We start from the raw sequence: 19,096 nt of genomic DNA on the forward strand, positions 1-19,096 counted from the left end.
GTGGGAGCGGACGTGTTCCGTGACTGCGTACCTTTTGTATAATGGGTCAGCGACTTACGTTCAGTAGCGAGCTTAACCGAATAGGGGAGGCGTAGGGAAACCGAGTCCGAATAGGGCGCTTTAGTTGCTGGGCGTAGACCCGAAACCGAGTGATCTATCCATGGCCAGGATGAAGGTGCGGTAACACGCACTGGAGGTCCGAACCCACTAGTGTTGCAAAACTAGGGGATGAGCTGTGGATAGGGGTGAAAGGCTAAACAAACTCGGAGATAGCTGGTTCTCCCCGAAAACTATTTAGGTAGTGCCTCATGTATCACTTCCGGGGGTAAAGCACTGTTATGGCTAGGGGGTCATTGCGATTTACCAAACCATGGCAAACTCTGAATACCGGAAAGTGCGAGCATGGGAGACAGACGGTGGGTGCTAACGTCCATCGTCAAGAGGGAAACAACCCAGACCGCCAGCTAAGGTCCCAAATGATCAGTTAAGTGGTAAACGAAGTGGGAAGGCCTAGACAGCCAGGATGTTGGCTTAGAAGCAGCCATCATTTAAAGAAAGCGTAATAGCTCACTGGTCGAGTCGTCCTGCGCGGAAGATGTAACGGGGCTCAAACTGATAACCGAAGCTGCGGATGCGTCGGCTTCACCTTAGCTTGTTGCAAGCTTGTCATCGCGAAGCGATGACAAAGCCCACCCCAATGGTCGCCAGGCCATGAGGGAAACAAGCAGGCTAAGGGAAGCCGATGCGTGGTAGGGGAGCGTTCTGTAGGTCTGTGAAGGTGTCTCGTAAGGGATGCTGGAGATATCAGAAGTGCGAATGCTGACATGAGTAGCGATAAAGCGGGTGAAAAGCCCGCTCGCCGAAAGCCCAAGGTTTCCTACGCAACGTTCATCGGCGTAGGGTGAGTCGGCCCCTAAGGCGAGGCTGAAAAGCGTAGTCGATGGGAAACGGGTTAAAATTCCCATACTTTTGTGTAGTGCGATGTGGGGACGGAGAAGGTTAGGTCATCAGACTGTTGGAATAGTCTGTTTAAGCCGGTAGGCTGGGGTGGTAGGCAAATCCGCCGCCCCTTAAGGCCGAGACGTGATGACGAGGGTCTACGGACCTGAAGTGACTGATACCACGCTTCCAGGAAAAGCCACTAAGCTTCAGCTACACAAGAACCGTACCGCAAACCGACACAGGTGGGCAGGATGAGAATTCTAAGGCGCTTGAGAGAACTCAGGAGAAGGAACTCGGCAAATTGATACCGTAACTTCGGGAGAAGGTATGCCTCTTAGAGTGTAGGACTTCGCGTTCGAAGCTTTGAGAGGTCGCAGAGAATCGGTGGCTGCGACTGTTTAACAAAAACACAGCACTGTGCCAACACGAAAGTGGACGTATACGGTGTGACGCCTGCCCGGTGCCGGAAGGTTAAGTGATGGGGTGCAAGCTCTTGATCGAAGCCCCGGTAAACGGCGGCCGTAACTATAACGGTCCTAAGGTAGCGAAATTCCTTGTCGGGTAAGTTCCGACCCGCACGAATGGCGTAACGATGGCCACACTGTCTCCTCCTGAGACTCAGCGAAGTTGAAGTGTTTGTGAAGATGCAATCTCCCCGCTGCTAGACGGAAAGACCCCGTGAACCTTTACTGTAGCTTTGCATTGGACTTTGAAGTGGTTTGTGTAGGATAGGTGGGAGGCTAAGAAGCCAGGACGCTAGTTCTGGTGGAGCCGACCTTGAAATACCACCCTGACCCCTTTGAGGTTCTAACCTTGGTCCGTGATCCGGATTGGGGACAGTGCATGGTAGGCAGTTTGACTGGGGCGGTCTCCTCCCAAAGTGTAACGGAGGAGTTCGAAGGTTACCTAGGTACGGTCGGAAATCGTGCTGATAGTGCAATGGCAAAAGGTAGCTTAACTGCGAGACCGACAAGTCGAGCAGGTGCGAAAGCAGGACATAGTGATCCGGTGGTTCTGAATGGAAGGGCCATCGCTCAACGGATAAAAGGTACTCCGGGGATAACAGGCTGATACCGCCCAAGAGTTCACATCGACGGCGGTGTTTGGCACCTCGATGTCGGCTCATCACATCCTGGGGCTGTAGCCGGTCCCAAGGGTATGGCTGTTCGCCATTTAAAGTGGTACGTGAGCTGGGTTCAAAACGTCGTGAGACAGTTTGGTCCCTATCTGCAGTGGGCGTTGGAAGTTTGACGGGGGCTGCTCCTAGTACGAGAGGACCGGAGTGGACGCACCTCTGGTGTACCGGTTGTGACGCCAGTCGCATCGCCGGGTAGCTAAGTGCGGAAGAGATAACCGCTGAAAGCATCTAAGCGGGAAACTTGCCTGAAGATGAGACTTCCCTGGAGGCTTGACCTCCCTGAAGAGTCGTTCGAGACCAGGACGTTGATAGGTCGGGTGTGGAAGCGCTGTGAGGCGTGAAGCTAACCGATACTAATTGCTCGTGAGGCTTGATCCTATCATTTGAGTGGCTTAGCGAGGCTAAGTGACGAGAGTGGATGTGCGAAGAACATCAAATACCGAATATTCAGAATCAGAGAGCGACTCTGGTTCAGGCTTCTTGCAGTTTGTACAGTTTATGTCTGGTGGCCTTAGCGAGGTGGTCCCACGCCTTCCCATCCCGAACAGGATCGTGAAACGCCTTAGCGCCGATGATAGTGTGGCATTCGCCATGTGAAAGTAGGACACCGCCAGACGCCCGATACGACAAAGCCCAGCTCAACCGAGCTGGGCTTTGCGCTTTGCGCGCGCCGAATGCGCGACACCCGCCCCGACAGACACTGCCGGGGCTTTGGCGTTTATAGCCGTCGCCCGTATCATGTTCGGATTGCGCCGGAGAATATGATGACAAAAACGCTCAAAGTGGGACTACTTGGGTTTGGTTATGCTGGTTCGACATTTCATGCGCCGCTATTGCGAGCGGTGGATGGCATCGAGTTGGTAGCGGTGGCGTCCAGTCGGCCGGAGCAGGTGGCGGCGGTGTTGCCGAATGTTCAGGTTCATGCAAGCCCCGATGCCTTGTTGATGGCGCCGGACATCGATCTGGTGGTGATCGCCACGCCGAATGATAGCCACTTCCCCTTGGCTGAGGCGGCTTTGCGGGCTGGCAAGCATGTGGTCGTGGATAAGCCGTTCACATTGACGGCTGCCGAAGCGGAGCAGTTGGTCGAACTGGCGGGGCGGCTGGAGTTGCTGTTGTCGGTCTTTCATAACCGGCGCTGGGATGCCGACTTCCTGGCGATACAACAGCTAATAGCAGACGGACTGCTGGGCAGGGTAGTCCATTTTGAGTCGCATTTTGATCGCTATCGGCCTCAGGTGCGCCAGCGCTGGCGCGAGTCGACGAATGCGGGCGCGGGGCTATGGTATGACCTGGGACCGCATCTGCTGGATCAGGTTGTGCAGTTGTTTGGCCTGCCGCAAGCCATCTTGTTAGAGAAGGCGGCCCTGCGCGATGGCGCGCTTTCCGATGACTGGTTTCATGCGCTACTCCGCTATCCGGATAAGCGAGTCATGCTGCATGGCAGCGCGCTGGTGGCCGACGCCGGACCGCGCTTCATCATCCATGGCACGCAAGGCAGCTTCAGCAAATATGGCCTGGACCCGCAAGAAGAAGAGCTTAAGGCCGGAGGCATGCCGGGCAGCGCCGCTTGGGGCAGGGATGGCTTGCCTGGGCGTTTGGTGCTGGCGGATGGCGTGCCGCGCGAGCATGTCGGCCCTGCCGGCGACTATACGCGGTATTACTCCAGCGTACGCGATGCCCTGCTGCATGGCGCGGCTAACCCCGTGCCTGCAATACAAGCGTGGCAGATCATGGTTTTGCTGGAACTTGGCTGGCTCAGCGCGGACCAACAGCATTGGCAGACTGTCCCGGCAGCGTTGGCCTGTTAATTTTTGCCCTTCTTTTTGCCGCCGCCATCGCCGCTTGCGTGTTGAGCGGTGGCAATGACTTCCTCGGCGCTGATCGCCGCCTGTTGTTCCGGCGCGATTTCTGTCAGCAACTGTTCCAGCAGCTTGCTGCGCGAGCTGATGTGGTGATCAAAGCGCCAGTCTTTCAGCAGATCGATGGCGACATCGAAGTAGCGCATGTCGATATCGTATAGCTTGCTCAGGTCGAACGAGCGGCCCATTTCCAATGCGGCGGCCAGCTCTTTCAGGACATGCATTTGTTGCGGGTCGTGGCCTTCTTCGATGAAGCGGCGGATTTTCTTGGCGGCGTTCATATTTTTTCCTGTCTGTTGGCGCGATGTTGACGGACGAGTCCGGTCAAGCGCCTGTAATGATCGTCGGCTCTTGCACGGCGCGTCAACCTCGCCTTGCTTTGCTGTGGGGGATTGTCGCATGCGGACGAATTCCGCTCTGTGTTTATGCTTATTGAATTTGGCGGTGCGCTGACATATTTTCATTCATCTATAGTCACCGCTGATTGTGCCGATTGCTTGCCGTCTTTCGAGTGTTTCTAAAGGAGAAGTCCCATGAAGCAACAAGAAGTGCGTAGCCGTGCCTTTGCCATGCCCTTGACCAGCCCGGCGTTTCCTCCTGGGCCGTACCGTTTCGTCAATCGGGAGTACATGGTCATCACGTATCGCACGGATCCGGCGGCGATTCAGGCCATCTTGCCAGAGCCGCTGCAGGCAACCGAGCCGGTGGTCAAGTATGAATTCATCCGCATGCCCGATTCCACTGGCTTTGGCGACTATACCGAGAGCGGGCAGGTGATCCCGGTCAGCTTCCGCGGCGCGCAAGGCAGCTATGTCCATTCGATGTTTCTGGATGACCATCCTCCTATTGCCGGCGGCCGCGAACTATGGGGCTTTCCAAAAAAGGCGGGCCATCCGCGGCTGGAAGTACAGCGGGAAACGCTGATCGGCACCCTGGATTTCGGGCCCTTGCGCATCGCCACCGGCACCATGGGCTACAAGTACGAGGCACTGGATCACGCGGCCTTGCAACAGAGCATGGCGGAACCGAATTTCCTCTTGAAGATCATTCCGCATGTGGACGGCACGCCGCGCATCTGCGAGTTGGTGCGCTATCACACCACGGATGTGACGATCAAAGGCGCCTGGAGCGCGCCGGGCGCGCTGGAGCTGCATCCGCATGCGCTGGCGCCGGTGGCCGAGCTGCCTGTGCTGGAAGTGTTGTCGGCGCGTCACTTCATCTGTGATCTGACACTGGATCTGGGCACGGTGGTCTTCGATTATCTGCAGCAATAGCGCGGCATGTTTTGTGAATGAATATTCACATTCTCTAACATATGGATACAGACCAAATCCGCTTCGACCCTTAAGCTCCGTTTTCCGATTCATTGCAGGAAAATGGAAATGAAGTCAGTTTTTGCGGTTGCTGGCATGGCGCTGGCTCTGCTGTCCGCAGTGGCCAGCGCCGATTCGTCAACAGGCGCCATCGTCGGAGGGGCCTTGGGCGGCGCGGCCGGGGCGGCTGTCGGTCACTCGGTTGGCGGGCGCGATGGCGCCATCATCGGTGGCGCGATTGGCGGGGGGGCCGGCGCGGCGCTGGGACATGACTACGGCCGCGAGCAGCAAGGCAAGCGGCAAGACAAGCCCGGGCACAAGCACGGCAAGCACCACAAGCATCATAAGCATCATAAGCATCATTGACGGAGTGGCTTGCCATGCATGCCTGGCGCTGGTCTTTGTTTCATCGCAGTGGGTGCCGCCTGGCGAATGAAGCGGATCGCGTCTAATAGTAAAACGGCCATCTCTCAGAGATGGCCGTTTTCTATTGTGGCCGCTAATTAGAACCAGAAGTAGCGATGCAAGGCGGCGTCCAGATTGGCGACGTCGGGCACGCCTACGCCGGTGGCCTGGTTATAACCGCGATGCGCGTTGTAGCCCCAGTTGTCGCCGGCGGTGATTTCGCGCAGCGGCGCTCCGTGATGGCCGTGCCCGTGATAGGCATGGCCGGTTGCCAAGAGGCCGTACAGCGAGAAGTTCAGCAAGCCGAGACGTCCACCCATCGACTGATTCAACAGCGCGGTGATGCCCGCCAGCTGCGGCGCGACGAAGCTGGTGCCGCCGTTGTTGCTCAAGACGGAGAAGCCGGTTTTGCTGGAGGTGTAGTACACCACGTAGCCCGTTTCCGGGTCGCCGTTCATCGAGATATCTGGCACGTTGCGGCCTTTGAAGTTGGCCGGGACGGACGCGATCACTTGCGGAGGATTCTGGCTGTTGTCCACCAGCTGCTGGCCTGCCGGCGTGCTTTGCATGCCCGGCACCCAATACTGATAGAACGGACGGCTGATGAAGCCGCTGACGCCGCCGCCGCCGCCCACTGGGAAAGTGCCGCATGCCACCGGATCCTTGCCCAGCGCCTGGCACAGGCCGTTAAGGTAGTCCCAGCCCCAGGCGCGCTCGCGTGGAATCTTGACCTGCATGGCCTTGCCATTCGGGTGGAAAGTCAGGGTCGAGGGAACCGTGGTGGCGCCCGCCGCCGTGATGAATTGCTGGTTGGCCGGGCTATCCACCGACAACACCTTGCTGTACTGCGGCAGCGGCGCTGCTCGGTTCACGTCATAGGCGCCGGCGTCGCCGGCTGCGGCGAACATGGTCTGGCCTTGCAGGGCGGCTTGCAGGAACAAGTCATGGTAGGCCTGCAGCACATTGCTGGTTTGGCCATTGACTGGATTGGCCGCCTGGGCCTGCTGGTCGAACCATTCCCATTCGCCCCAGCTGACCGACAAGGTATCGGCGGTGTTCGATTCAATCGCCTGGGCGAAAGCGTCGACGAAACCCTGGGTGGTGTTGGGCGCCTGATAGACGATGATCTTGGCGTCCGGCGCGATGCCGCCCGATTGCTCTACGTCCAGCGTGGTTTCGTCGGAGCCAGCGTCATCGCTGGGCGCGCCCGGGCCGCCATCGATGTTGACCACGTTCAGACGGTTCGGGTCGGTATTCAGGCCGATCTGGCTCCAGTACTGGAAGGCGTCGGCAGGCGTGAAGCTGGCCAGGGTCACGATGCCGATGGTGGCGCCTTTGCCATGGATGCCCTGATTGTACAGCGGCGTGATGTTGTAATAGCGGGCCAGGTCGGTGACGGTCCATTGTCCCGGCGCGTTGCCGCCGGTGACGGTGCCGCTGGTCTTGCCGGCGGCCGGTTGCAGATGGCTGGGCAGTTGGCGCAGGTGCGGCCGGAAGTGCGGACGGCTATCCAGACCGATCACTGCCTGCACATCGCTTAGATCGACGCTGGGCGTGCCGGCGCGTACCGGGGCGATATAGCGGGACACGCCAGCTTGGGCGGTGGTTTTGTTTTGGAATACATGGACTTCAGCGCCGAAGGCCTTCTGCACGGTGGCGGCCGGCCCGCTGACCTGCAACAGCGCGCTGCCTATGCGCTTGACGCTGAGCCCGGCGGCCTGCAGCCGCGCGCTGATTCGGGCCACGGTGGCATCGCTCGGAGCGAAGCGGGCGCGGAACTCGGCCGGCGTCAGGAATTTGTGGTAGTTCGGACTGGCCGGGCTGTGAGCCTCTTGCAGATAGCGGGTGGCGGCGTCGCGGTCGCGCAGGTTCAGCGCTAGCGTCACTGTCAGTTTCTGCGCCGGCGCGGCTTGCTCCACTTTGCCCAGATCCTGCGCCGTCGCCGCCATCGCGCCGGAGGAGGCGACGGCGGTCAGGGCGGCAACCAACATTTTTATTGTGAATGCTTTGGCCATGCTTTTATTTCTCCTTTGGGGGAGGGCTGTGCGTGGGCCGGGTGGGCGCCGCGCCGCCTTCCTGATGATTGCGCTCTCTGGGCATGGGGCCGGTAAGGCAGGAAGTGGCCACAAGGTATTTGGCGCTTTTTGATCCAATTTGAATAAATTGGCGAGACCAGTATAAGAATGGCGAATTGCGTCAAGTTAAGTGTTTTTGTAACGTTCTGTGTATCGTTTATGTCATCGAGATTGATTTAAGGCTTTGATTATTAAAATAAATAGCAAGCGCTTTCAATGTACTTTTTAGCTTGATGGCGCCGGTCTGCCGGCAATACGGTGGTGAAAGCGCGCCATTATTGATGGCTTCTCATGATGGCGGCGCAGATTTGGATGGGGCAGACTATCCATTGCAAGCCTGTGGAGGGGCGTAGTGTGCAGTACAATGAAAATGCGCTTGCGCTCTTGCAGCGTCTCAATGCCGATGAGGCGTCATGGCGGGCGTCAGAAATCGGTTCCGGCGACGACTAAATGACACAGTGTGGAGCAAGGCTTGGAGAGAGCATGTTGATTGACCGTTTCGGCCGAGCCATCGAATATCTGCGGCTATCGGTGACCGATCGTTGCGATCTGCGTTGCAGTTATTGCCTGCCGAAGGGCTTCAAGCATTTCGAGGAGCCGGCGCATTGGCTGACTTTCGACGAGATCGAGCGGGTAGTGGCCGTGTTCGCCCGGCTGGGCACCCGCCGCTTGCGCTTGACCGGCGGTGAGCCGCTTTTGCGGCGCGATTTGCCTCTACTGGCTGCCCGGCTGGCGGCGCTGCCCGGCCTGGAGGATTTGTCGCTGAGCACCAACGGCACCCAGTTGCCGCGCCATGCCGAGGCGCTGTACGCCGCCGGGGTGCGCCGCTTGAATTTGAGCCTGGATTCGCTGCGCCGCGACTGCGTGGAGCAGATCACCGGCAGCGACAACCTGCCGCGGGTGATGGAAGGCCTGATGGCGGCCAAGGCGGCCGGTTTTTCGCCGATCAAGATCAATATGGTGGCGATGCGCGGTGTCAATGAGCAGGACATCGACGCCATGGTGGCGTTTTGCATCGAGCACGGGCTGATCCTGCGTCTGATCGAGACCATGCCGATGGGCGACACCGGCCGCGCCACCCAGTACCTCGATTTGCAGCCGGTGCTGAAGCGCCTGTGCGCCAGTTACGATCTGGTGGAGCAGGCCAAGACGCTGGGCGGCGGGCCTGCCCGTTACTGGGGCCGCCGCGACGGCAGTTTCTCTCTGGGCGTGATCACGCCCATCTCGCAACACTTCTGCACGACGTGCAACCGGGTGCGGCTATCGGTGGATGGCACGCTGTATATGTGCCTGGGGCAGGAAGAGAAAATGGAGCTGCGGCCCTTGCTGCGCGGCGGCATCGACGATGCCGGCCTGGAGGCCGCGATCCGTCAGGCGATAGAGCTGAAGCCGGAGCGGCATGAATTCCGCGAGCAGCCGCAAAAACTGGTCCGCTTCATGTCGATGACCGGCGGTTGAGTTCGCTCAGCGCTCTTGTATCGCCCGCCGATGGCGGCGGAACACCCACTTTTCCCAAAGCAGATGCGTGTCGGTGTCGAACGATTCGTGGATGTCGGCCGTCAGCAGATAATCGCGTTCGCCTGCGGGCTGATTGCTGGCGATGACGCCGCAGAGGCATAGGCTGAGCGCGGAGTCCGGATTGGGATGCAGGCGCAGCAGCAGGCGCTGCCCGGGCTGCCAATTCTGCTGATCGCGCCAGGCTATGCTGTTCAAGCCGAGCCGGCAAGGCGTATTGTTTGGACGATCCGGATGCCGTTCCAGCAGGGAAACCTCCAGCGCCAGATCCAGCTTGGCCTCCAGCCGCAGCATCACGGGGTTGCTGTCGTCAGGGGTTTCCGTCGGCGCCGCCAGCACGCGCAGGGATAGCCTGGTTTCACGTTGCATGCGCGGCGGGTATTCCCCGTCCAATGCCTGGGCCGCCAGAGGCAGTTCGGCATCGAAGCTGACGGTGTCCAGTTGCGGCAGATCGGCCGCGGAGGGAGCTTGCATGGCGCGTACTCAGAGGAAAAATTGCGGGATGACATCCAGGCCGCCGTACTCGACCGCCAGATCCGCCTCGGCGCCGACGCGCGGTTTGGCGTGATAGGCGATGCCGACGCCGGCCTCGCGCAGCATGGGCAGGTCGTTGGCGCCGTCGCCCACCGCCAGCACTTGATCCGGACGCAGGCCCAGGCGTTCGCGCGCGGCGATCAGCAGGCGCCGCTTGGTTTCGGCATCGACGATGCCGCCCAGCACGCGGCCGGTCAGCTTGCCATCGATGACTTCCAGCTGGTTGGCATGCGCTTCGTCCAGGCCCAGTTCCGCTTTCAGCCGGTCGGTGAAATAGGTGAAGCCGCCGGATACCAGCAGCGTCCGAATGCCAGCCTCGCGGCAGGCCGCCAACAATTGCGGCGCGCCGGGATTCAGCCGCAGCTGCTGTTCATACACCTCCTGCAGCGCGGCCTCCGGCAGGCCTGCCAGCAAAGCCACGCGCTCCCGCAGTGCCGCGGAAAAATCCAACTCTCCGCGCATCGCGCGCTCGGTGATTTCCGCCACTTGCGGCTTGATGCCCTTGAGGTCGGCGATTTCGTCGATGCATTCGATGCTGATCAACGTGGAGTCCATATCGGACACCAGCAGGCCGAAATCGGCAAAACGGCGCTCGCTGTCGACCAGGCCCGCATCGCAACGATGTTGCCGGCACAGGCCCAGCAGATCCGACTTCTGTTCGCCTGCTACGCCATCCAGGCGGATGACGCCTTGGCGGGTGAGGTCGATTCGGCTGGTTTGCGCCAGGCGGGCGAGGTCATCGATAAAGGGGGCGTCGGCATGCGCGGCGACGACGGCCAGGGTTTGCTGTGTGCTCATGTAGTGCGATCGGCATCAAGGTGGTTGCTTTGATTATGCCATGACTTGCGCCGCTTGCCCTGCTGGCAGTCGTGCCGACGCTGGATTCGCTGCCTTGCTTGCGGCGAGACGCCTTGTCCAAGGCACCTCGTAGAGGGAAGCGCGCAGTTTTCAGCCGCTGCCTGAGTTGGGGCAATGCCGTTGCAGCCAGCGCTTGAGCCAAGCGTCCAACGACAGCAGGCCGGGGCCGAAGGCCAGCAGCACCAGGATTTGCGCGCCCCAGAAATAATGAAACTGGCGCGTGGCTTCGGTCAGGCCGGGATAGCTGATCACCGCCACCGCATTGAGGATGAACAAGCCGGCGGCGGCAAAGCGCCCGCCCAGTCCCAGCACCAGCAGGCTGGACAGGCCCAGCTCGCCGCAGGTGGCCATGATGGCCGCGACATTCGGCGGCAATACCGGCACATGGTATTCGTCGGTGAACAAGGCCAGAGTGATGTCCCAGTCGGCGATCTTGGTCAGGCCGGAGCTGAAGAACACATGGGCGATCCACAGCCGCAGCAACACCAGCACCAGCGGTTGCAGCAGGTCGCCGGCGCGGATCAGCAGGCGATAGGCGCAGAAGGCGGATTTGAGCACGTGATTCATGAGGAGGCGTCCGGCTGAAGATGGAAGGAGGCAAGCAGAGGCGGTTGGAACAGGCCGAGCAGGGCTGCTTGCAGATCGAAGGCCTCATCCAGCGTTTGCGCATGATCCGCAGCCTCTGCCAGCGGCAGGCCATCGAACAGCGCGGCGTAGAAGACGTAGTCGCATCGCGCCAGCGCTTTGACCTGGACGGCGCCATGCTCGCGGTAGACCAGGGCGTCCTCCGGCGGGCGTTGCAGGATGCCTTCCAGCGGTCCGTGGTCCTGGTGCGCCCGCCAGATGCTGACGGCGGGCGAGCGGGCCTGGCATAGCGCTACGTCCGGCAAGGGCGTGAAGATCAACTGGCCCCATTGCGCCTGCGGCACGGCGCTGAGCGCGGCGACTTCAAGCGATACGGCATCCCGCGCGTAATAGCTGCGGTGGATAGCCCATTCCAGGCGGGCCACATCGGCCAGGTACGGCAGTTCGCGGCAATGTTCGAAGCCGGCGATGAAGTCGGCGAAGCCGGAACCATAGACATGCAGGTTGCCGCTAGCCGAGGCATGGTTTTTGACATACTCGCGCGCCAGGGCAGCGAAGAATTCCTCGCCCACCAATTCGCGGCATACCGGATGGCTGTGCGCCAGCGTATCGATCAGGCCGACGCGGTAATTGTTGCGGTATACCGCCAGGCCGGCGGGGTTCAGTCCCCATTCCGCCGCGGCCGGCTGTTGCGCCGGGTCGGCAATCGCCTCCAGCAGCGCGTGCTGCCAGTCATGCCAGTTCATGACGGCTCTCCAGTATCGCTTGCGCTTTGGCTGCCTCGCCGCGCAACACCGCCAGCGGCGGAATCTCCAGATCCCATTCGATCAAGGTAGGACGCGGCCCGATGCGCGCTATCACTTCGCGGTAAAACTGCCAGACGCCGTCATGCACCGGCTGGCTATGCGTGTCCACCAGCAGGCCCTCGCGTTCGCTGTAGCCGGCGAGATGGATTTCGCCTATCGCCTCGACCGGCAGCGCCGCCAGCACGGCGTCGGTGTCTGTGCCCAGATTGATGCGATTGACGTAGAGATTGTTGACGTCGAGCAGGATGCCGCAACCGGTCTGGCGCGCCAGTTCGGCGAGGAATTCGCCTTCGTTCATCTCGTTGCCGGGAAACTCGACGTAGCTCGACAGGTTTTCCAGCAGGATGGGGCGACGCAGGGCGTCCTGCGTCTGCGCTACATGGCCGGCGATGGTATCCAGCGCGGCGCGGGTATAAGGAATCGGCAGCAGGTCGTTCACGTAGCGCTGCGCCGAGTGGTTGAACGACAGATGTTCCGATACCGCCGCCGGCTGCAACTCGTCGACCAGTCGCTTCAGCGACGCCAGATGGCCGGCGTCGGGCCGGGCGGCAGAGCCCAGGCCAAGGCCGACGCCATGCAGGGACAAGGGCCAGGTTTCGGCGACGCGGCGCAGCATGGCCAGCGGCGTGCCGCCATCGAAGAAGTTTTCGCTGTGCACCTCTACCCAGCCGAGGGGTGGCGCGGTGTCTAGTGCTTCGCGGTAATGAGGTGCGCGCAGGCCGATGCCGCAAACGCTGGGTAGGCTGGTGTATGACATGCTGCGGTTCCCGGCAGGGCGGCCCGCCGCATGGCGGGCCGGATGGTGCGAATTACTTCTTAGGCGTAGTGCTGCCACCCATTTTTTCACAACTGCCCTTGGCGACGTATTTCCAGTCGCCCGGGTCTTTGTCCACCTTGGCCTGGCCGGCGCAGGAGTGCGTGCCGGAGGCGGAGGCGCAGTCGTTCTTGCCTGCCTGGGCGATGCCATAGCATTTTTCTTTGTCTGCGGCGCTGGCCGGCGCGGCGGAGAGGGCGCCCATGGCGATGACGGCGCCGAGCGCGGAGGCGATCAGGGCTTTGTTCTGCTTCATGTCTGACTCCTTGGTATGGCGCTTGGCGGCGGGTGCCGCCAAGCCGGGGTATGGTAATCAAAATGGCTGGGCTTGCCAGCCGGCAAAATTACATCGGCTTGGTTTGACCGCCCATTTGCTGGCAAGTGCCGGTGGGGACCAGCTTGAAGTCGGTCGGGTCGTTGTCGACCTTGGCTTGGCCGGCGCAGGCGTGCGCGGCGTTTTTACAGTCGTTTTGACCAGCCTTGGCGATGCCGAAGCATTGGTCCTTGTCCGCTGCCGCGGCCGGCATGCTGCTCAGCGCGCCGACGGCGATGACCGCGCTGAGCGCGCTAGCGATAAGGGTTTTGTTGCTGCTCATGGTTCTCTCCTGGGTAGTTCACCCATGCGGGTGATGGCGATTGGTCGCCGTAAGCGGCGGATGCTTACAGTCCTGTTGCTGGCAGCATCGCCTACCTCCATTGAGTCGCGATGGCTGGCCGCTTCTTACACGGTATAGAGAAAAATTTTTTCCGCGCCAGGATCTCCGTGCCGGGCGGTTCCGCCTGTAGCCCGGTGCTTATGCTTTCGTCGTTATAGCGCGCCAATGTCATGGTTGCTTGAATGGCTGAGCAATGCGGACACAAAAAAAGCCGCGTAGCGCGGCTTGGGAGTCAGCGGATATTCACCATCTTGTGGGTCTGAACCGACAGCCGCCACTTGGGGTGAGCCATGCAGTAGGCGATGGCGGCGCGGGTGTGGGCGGCCAGATCCGGGCCATCCATCGGTTGCAGGTAGAAAGTGTCGAAATCCAGATGCGCCACGGTGTCGGGCAGCTGCGCGGCTTGCGGGTAGACCAGCTTCAACTCGTTGCCGCTGAGCTGTTTCAGCTCGGCCCCGGCCTTGGGGCTGACGCAGATCCAGTCTATGCCCGGAGGCGCGGCCACAGTGCCGTTGGTTTCCACGGCGATTTCGAAGCCCTCGGCGTGCAGGGCGTCTATCAGTTCGCTGTCCAGTTGCAGCAATGGCTCGCCGCCGGTGCACACCACATAGCGGACGCCGCCGGCGTCCTCGGGCCATTCCGAGGCGATGCGGGCGGCCAGCGCGGCGGCGCCGTCGAACTTGCCGCCGTCCGGGCCGGCGCCGACGAAATCGGTATCGCAGAACTGGCAGATCGCCTTGGCGCGGTCTTCCTCGCGGCCGGACCACAGATTGCAGCCGGCAAAGCGGCAGAACACCGCGGCGCGGCCGGCCTGCCGGCCTTCGCCTTGCAGGGTGTAGAAGATTTCCTTGACGGTGTAGGTAGTCACGCTATTTCTCGAGGGCATGGCGCGAGCGGCTTGCCCGCGCGGGATTCAGTATGCGGCGAGGCCGTTTACAGCAGCGGCCAGCGCATGTCCTGATGGAAGTGTAGCGAGACGCCCGCGCGCTCGCTTTCCATCAGATCAATGCGGTCCAGTTCCGGCACCAGCGGAGACAATTGGGCATGGATCCATTCCGCCACCGCGGCGTTGTCGTGGCGGCGCAGGCCGGCCAGCTTGTCCAGCGGATTGTGGTCCAGCTGGCGGTAGATCGGCTTGAAGCGGTCCTTGACGTCGCCGAAGTCCAGCAGCCAGCCCATGGCGCGGTCGATGTCGCCGGCCAGCATCAGGCGGACCAGATAGCTGTGGCCGGTGTAGTTGCCGGCTTCGTCGAAAGGCATCGCGCTCTCGAAGCGCTGTTCTTTCCAGATGCGGAAACGCTGGCCGTCGAATTGGCTGCCGGCGGTATGCGTCTCGCGCACCTCCACCCAGGCGAGGCCTGGCATCGTTGGCTTCAATTGCTGATGCAGCCACAGGGCCAGCACTTCGCTGGTGGGGTTGTCCAGACCGGCGATATCGTTCAGATAGCGATGGTTCAGGCGATGGAACAACGGTGCCCAGGCCTGTTCCAGTTCCTGTATGCCGCAGCGCGCGGCATCGGCTACCAGCCGCACGCCGAAGCCGTGGCCATGCAGGCGGCCGCATTTATGGCCAACCGGCACGTGCGGCAGATGGTGGGCCGCTTCAAAGGAAGCGTTCAGCCAGCAGAAGGCGTGTGGTCCATCCACCGTCACGCCGCGATCCGGCGCGCCTTGCAGCTTGATGGCGGTTGGATGGGGCAGGGCCTGGGCGATGTGCCGCGCCAGCGCCAGATCGCCGCTGTCGGCCAGCTGAGCGTTCAGGTCGGTGTAGTCCAGGGGCGAAAGGGCCGCATGCACGGCGCCTTCCAGCGCCGCGGCATCGCCGCATTGCGATTCGCTGCGGACCAGGACGCGGAAGCTGTGGCCATGCGGGCGGGAGGCTTTGCCGGCAGCGGCCGGCAGCTGCCGCGCCGCTTCAAAGCCGGCGCCGGCGAGCAGATAACTCGCGTGCATCTCAGAGCCTTTCCGCTTCGGCCTGGCAGCGTTCCACCAAGGGGTCGGCCACGCCGGCTTCGGCGAAGCCTTTGGCGCGCAGCTCGCACGATGCGCAATGGCCGCAGGGCGGCACCTCGCCGTTGTAACAGGTATGGCTCCAGGCCAGCGCTTCCATCGCCCCGACCTGTTGCGCCAACGTCACAGTTTCGGCCTTGGACAGATACATCAGCGGCGTGTGCAGCTCTACCCGGCTGTCCATGCCCAGGCGCAGCGCCAGTTCCAGCGCCTTCAGCGTGTTTTCGCGGCAGTCCGGATAGCCCGAGTAGTCGGTCTGGGCGACGCCGGTGACCAGATGGCGGGCGCCGCGGGTGTAAGCGAAGGCGGCGGCGAAGGTCAGGAAGATCAGGTTGCGGCCGGGCACGAAGGTGTTGGGCAGGGCGTCGTCGTCGCGCACGCCTTCTTCCGGGGCGATGGCGTCGTCGGTCAGCGCGTTGCCGCCTATCGCGGCGAAGGTGTCGATGGGCAGAACGGTTTGGCGCACGCCGGCCAGCTGGGCGATTTCGCGGGCGCAATCCAGCTCCACGCGGTGGCGCTGGCCGTAGTCGAAGGTGACGGCTTCCACATTGCCTGCGCCGAAACGGCGCAGCGCCCAGTACAGACAGGTGGTGGAGTCTTGGCCGCCGGACAGGACGACCAGGGCTTTTTCAGATGCTTGATTCATGATTCCGTCGAAAAACAGTCGAGGGTTGTGGCCGCGCGCCGGGATCGGTCTCACCCGACGCAGTCAACCTGAGATCTTACCGCACTATAGACCGACGATGTTGGCGCTGAGGCGGGGTGTGTCATGGATATGCTGTATGCATTTTGCAACATCGGTAATTTTATTGATTGTCGTCATGGCTGGTTCGTGCAATTAATGATTTGCGCATGATGAGTGCGTTTTATATAACTTTCCGTGATGAAAGAATCCTCTAAAGGGAACAATAAAATGGACAAGAGATTACCTATCGTTGCAGCGGCGCTGTTGTTCGCTTCATCCGTCTTTGCCGGCGATCTGCAAGTCAGCCTCGGCCAGCCCAGCGTCAGCGCCGAACAGGACGTCGATGTGACCGTCAGCTATCGCAATACCGGCAAGCAGCCCTTGCATCTCTATCGCTGGTACCTGCCTGGCAAGGAAGTGCAGGAGCGTTTCCTGGCGGTCAGCGTCAACGGTCAGCCGGCAGAGTACCTTGGGCCGCAGTACAAGCGGGTGGCGCCGTCGCTGCGCGATACGGTGACGCTGGCGCCGGGCGCGACGCTGAGCGCCAAGGTTAGGGTGTCCGATTATTACGATCTGTCCAAAGGGGGGCAGTTGAGCGTTCGCTTCGAAAGCAGCGGCAAGCGGGTGCTGAACCGCGGCCTGCCTGCCGGCATCAGCGCCAAGCAGGCAGCGCCGCAGCTGGACGAGGAAATCGTGTCCAATGCGGTCGGCGCTGTCAGCGCCGGCAAGATCAGCCCCTTGCTGCTGCGCTCGCGCTCGGCGAAGCAGGCTTGGCAGGTTCAAAGCCGTAGCGCGGTCAGCGGCATCAGTTATGCAGGCAACTGCTCGGTCAGCCAGCAGTCGCAATCCAAGGATGGCGTGGTGGCCGCCGGGGCGATGGCGGATGAGACCGCGGCGTATCTGAGCGGGGCGCAATCGGCGTCGCCGCGCTATGTCACCTGGTTTGGCACGTACAGCCAGGCCAACTGGAACACGGCCAAGTCCCACTATGTGAAGATCAAGGACGCGCTGGACACCAAGCCCATCAAGCTGGATTGCAGTTGCACCGACAGCGACACCTTTGCCTACGTCTATCCGTCGCAGCCGTATACCATCTATTTGTGCGGGGCTTTCTGGAGAGCGCCGACCAAGGGCACCGATTCCAAAGGCGGCACGCTGGTGCATGAGTTGTCGCATTTCACCGTGGTGGCCGGGACGCGGGACAATGTCTACGGCCAGAGCGGCGCCCAGGACTTGGCCAGGAGCAACCCGGCCAAGGCCCTGAACAATGCCGACAACCACGAGTACTTTGCCGAAAACACGCCATTCCAGCCGTGAGCTGCAAGCGGCATGCGCCAGGCCCGCAGACGCGCTGCGCCGAGTCGACGGCCGCTGGATCGCCAACTTTTCCTCCCCGCGTCCGCGGGGATTTTTCTTGGACAAGGGGTGCCAGTGCGCGATATTGCATCGCAACTTGGAGTGTTGTCGGCAGTAGTCTTATTATGGGAGTGGGCTGATTGAGCGCATGGCTGTCCGGCGGCCGGTTCTTGGCCTTGTTAATGCAAGCGCGGAGCGCGGAGTGCCCTGGCGCGGACGGCCCAGGGCTTATGCAGTAGCAGGGGATTTGTCAGCGGCGCAGCATGACGACGTGGCCGGGATGGATTCGGTTTGTGACTGGCAGCAGCTGCATCAGGCGAGGATGGGATGTCGTCGACGACAATCTTGTTGGTAGAGGATAGCGCGACCAATCGCTATTTCATCGAGCAGTTCATCATGGAGCTTGGCTATCGCTGCGTTTCGGCCAAGAACGGCTTGGAAGCGGTGGCGTTTTGTCAGAGCCAGCTGCCGGACCTTATCCTGATGGATGTCATCATGCCGGAGATGGATGGCTTGCAGGCAACCACGGAGCTGCGCCGGATGTTCGGCGAGCACTGGGTGCCCATCATCTTTCTGACCAGCCTGAATGAGCTGGAGAGCGTGGTGCAGGGCTTGAAGGCCGGCGGCGACGACTACCTGGCCAAGCCGGTGAGCTTCGACCTCTTATCCGCCAAGATCCATGTTTTTCTGCGCATCGCCGAGATGCAGAACCAGATCAACCAGGATGCGCTGCGGCTGGAAAAGTATTACCGCGAAAACGAGTTCGAGCAGCAACTGGCGCTGGAGCTGATCGAGCGGCTGATCAGCCTGCGCACGTCCACGCCCAGCCATATCTGGCAATACCTCAGCCCGGCCGCCGGCTTCAACGGCGATCTGATCATCATTTGTCCGACGCCGGCCGGCGGCGAGCACATCATGCTGGCCGATTGCACCGGCCACGGTTTGACCGCGGCCATCAGCGCGCTGCCGGCCATAGATTGTTTCCATGAGATGACCGAGGCTGGCTGCGACATGGCGGACATCGTCCGCGGGGTCAATCAGAAACTGCACCGCTTGCTGCCGGGCGGCCGTTTCGTGGCGGCGGCGCTGATCGCCATCGAACCCGGCGGCGGCGCGCTGCGGATCTGGAATGGCGGCGTGCCTTGCGTGCTGTTGTTCGACGAGCAGGGCGAAGTGGCGGCGCGCTGCAAGTCCAGCCATCCGGCGCTGGGCGTGCTGGCGGCCGAAGACTTTGACGACTCGATGCAGACGCTGGAGTGGCGTCCGTCGCAGGTGCTGGTGGTCAGCTCGGACGGCATCACCGAGGCCAAGGACGGCTCCGGCGCGATGTTCGGCTTGTCCGGCGTCGAGGCGGCGGTGCGCCAGGGCTGGCCGCAAGCGATAGGCGAGTCGGTGTTGTCGTCGGCCAAGGCCCATATGCTGGGCGGCGTGGCCTGCGACGATATTTCCCTGCTGGTCATCCGCCACCCGGCCGGTTAGCCTGGCCGCCGTTGACAAAACCTCATTGCGGGCCTGGGACCAGGCGCGCCGACGCAAGATCAG

Annotated in this window: 18 protein-coding genes and 2 rRNA genes; 8 read left to right on the top strand and 12 right to left on the bottom strand. The window is 61.5% G+C overall.

From position 1 onward, the window contains the following. The 3 genes from BI343_RS06185 to BI343_RS06195 form a co-directional block, all read left to right on the top strand. Window positions 1-2,458, top strand: a 23S ribosomal RNA gene (locus BI343_RS06185); the annotation flags it as partial. Window positions 2,459-2,581: 123 nt separating this feature from the next. Beyond that, window positions 2,582-2,696: ribosomal RNA gene (gene rrf, locus BI343_RS06190) — 5S ribosomal RNA — on the top strand. 58 nt (window positions 2,697-2,754) lie between these two features. Further along, on the top strand, window positions 2,755-3,891 hold the full coding sequence (locus tag BI343_RS06195; RefSeq protein ID WP_244886588.1) for an oxidoreductase: 1,137 nt from the start codon (window positions 2,755-2,757) through the stop codon (window positions 3,889-3,891). Here BI343_RS06195 and BI343_RS06200 read toward each other — a convergent pair. Continuing rightward, entirely contained in the window at window positions 3,888-4,223 is a 336-nt protein-coding gene (locus tag BI343_RS06200) for a hypothetical protein (protein ID WP_071109071.1), read from the bottom strand. The genes BI343_RS06195 and BI343_RS06200 overlap by 4 nt on opposite strands. A 252-nt stretch (window positions 4,224-4,475) precedes the next feature. Between BI343_RS06200 and BI343_RS06205 the strand changes: the two genes are divergently transcribed. After that, entirely contained in the window at window positions 4,476-5,216 is a 741-nt protein-coding gene (locus tag BI343_RS06205; protein WP_043630125.1) for an acetoacetate decarboxylase, read from the top strand. Between the two features lie 108 nt (window positions 5,217-5,324). Further along, window positions 5,325-5,621 carry a glycine zipper domain-containing protein gene (locus BI343_RS06210; protein ID WP_071109072.1) on the top strand — a complete coding sequence of 99 codons (297 nt, stop codon included), beginning with the start codon at window positions 5,325-5,327 and terminating at the stop codon, window positions 5,619-5,621. Window positions 5,622-5,758: 137 nt separating this feature from the next. Here BI343_RS06210 and BI343_RS06215 read toward each other — a convergent pair whose 3' ends face one another. Continuing rightward, complete coding sequence (locus tag BI343_RS06215) at window positions 5,759-7,651, bottom strand: S53 family peptidase (protein ID WP_169828989.1); 1,893 nt, start codon at window positions 7,649-7,651, stop codon at window positions 5,759-5,761. A gap of 567 nt (window positions 7,652-8,218) precedes the next feature. Here BI343_RS06215 and moaA point away from each other — a divergent pair. Further along, window positions 8,219-9,193 (top strand): GTP 3',8-cyclase MoaA, encoded by a 975-nt coding sequence (moaA, locus tag BI343_RS06220; protein WP_071109073.1) that lies wholly within the window; start codon window positions 8,219-8,221, stop codon window positions 9,191-9,193. A 6-nt stretch (window positions 9,194-9,199) separates the two neighbouring features. Here moaA and BI343_RS06225 read toward each other — a convergent pair whose 3' ends face one another. The 10 genes from BI343_RS06225 to queC all read right to left on the bottom strand — a co-directional run bounded on the left by BI343_RS06225 (window position 9,200) and on the right by queC (window position 16,159). Beyond that, window positions 9,200-9,724: a hypothetical protein gene (locus BI343_RS06225; protein WP_071109074.1), complete on the bottom strand. Its 525-nt coding sequence runs from the start codon at window positions 9,722-9,724 to the stop codon at window positions 9,200-9,202. Between the two features lie 9 nt (window positions 9,725-9,733). Next, entirely contained in the window at window positions 9,734-10,582 is an 849-nt protein-coding gene (gene serB / locus BI343_RS06230) for a phosphoserine phosphatase SerB (RefSeq protein WP_071109075.1), read from the bottom strand. 150 nt (window positions 10,583-10,732) lie between these two features. Beyond that, on the bottom strand, window positions 10,733-11,209 hold the full coding sequence (locus tag BI343_RS06235; protein WP_071109076.1) for a DoxX family protein: 477 nt from the start codon (window positions 11,207-11,209) through the stop codon (window positions 10,733-10,735). Continuing rightward, window positions 11,206-11,973, bottom strand: a complete 768-nt coding sequence (locus tag BI343_RS06240; protein ID WP_071109077.1) for an HvfC/BufC N-terminal domain-containing protein — start codon at window positions 11,971-11,973, stop codon at window positions 11,206-11,208. The genes BI343_RS06235 and BI343_RS06240 overlap by 4 nt, the downstream gene beginning before the upstream one ends. Beyond that, window positions 11,960-12,790: an MNIO family bufferin maturase gene (bufB, locus tag BI343_RS06245; protein WP_071109078.1), complete on the bottom strand. Its 831-nt coding sequence runs from the start codon at window positions 12,788-12,790 to the stop codon at window positions 11,960-11,962. The genes BI343_RS06240 and bufB overlap by 14 nt, the downstream gene beginning before the upstream one ends. Window positions 12,791-12,842: 52 nt before the next feature. Next, window positions 12,843-13,103: a BufA1 family periplasmic bufferin-type metallophore gene (locus BI343_RS06250; protein WP_043626871.1), complete on the bottom strand. Its 261-nt coding sequence runs from the start codon at window positions 13,101-13,103 to the stop codon at window positions 12,843-12,845. A gap of 88 nt (window positions 13,104-13,191) precedes the next feature. Then, window positions 13,192-13,443 (bottom strand): BufA1 family periplasmic bufferin-type metallophore, encoded by a 252-nt coding sequence (locus BI343_RS06255; RefSeq protein WP_043626873.1) that lies wholly within the window; start codon window positions 13,441-13,443, stop codon window positions 13,192-13,194. A 292-nt stretch (window positions 13,444-13,735) separates the two neighbouring features. Next, complete coding sequence (gene queE, locus BI343_RS06260; RefSeq protein ID WP_223253537.1) at window positions 13,736-14,371, bottom strand: 7-carboxy-7-deazaguanine synthase; 636 nt, start codon at window positions 14,369-14,371, stop codon at window positions 13,736-13,738. 65 nt (window positions 14,372-14,436) lie between these two features. Further along, a complete protein-coding gene (locus tag BI343_RS20690; RefSeq protein ID WP_071109080.1) occupies window positions 14,437-15,456 on the bottom strand; it encodes a 6-pyruvoyl trahydropterin synthase family protein in 1,020 nt (339 codons plus the stop codon). A 1-nt stretch (window position 15,457) separates the two neighbouring features. Next, complete coding sequence (queC, locus tag BI343_RS06270; protein WP_071109081.1) at window positions 15,458-16,159, bottom strand: 7-cyano-7-deazaguanine synthase QueC; 702 nt, start codon at window positions 16,157-16,159, stop codon at window positions 15,458-15,460. Window positions 16,160-16,426: 267 nt separating this feature from the next. Here queC and BI343_RS06275 point away from each other — a divergent pair, with 267 nt between their 5' ends. Beyond that, a complete protein-coding gene (locus BI343_RS06275; RefSeq protein ID WP_071109082.1) occupies window positions 16,427-17,515 on the top strand; it encodes a M35 family metalloendopeptidase in 1,089 nt (362 codons plus the stop codon). Window positions 17,516-17,881: 366 nt separating this feature from the next. Further along, window positions 17,882-19,033: a PP2C family protein-serine/threonine phosphatase gene (locus BI343_RS06280; RefSeq protein WP_083340842.1), complete on the top strand. Its 1,152-nt coding sequence runs from the start codon at window positions 17,882-17,884 to the stop codon at window positions 19,031-19,033. The last annotated feature ends 63 nt before the right edge of the window (window positions 19,034-19,096 follow it).

The sequence above is a fragment of the Chromobacterium amazonense genome (assembly GCF_001855565.1).
GTDB lineage: Bacteria > Pseudomonadota > Gammaproteobacteria > Burkholderiales > Chromobacteriaceae > Chromobacterium > Chromobacterium amazonense.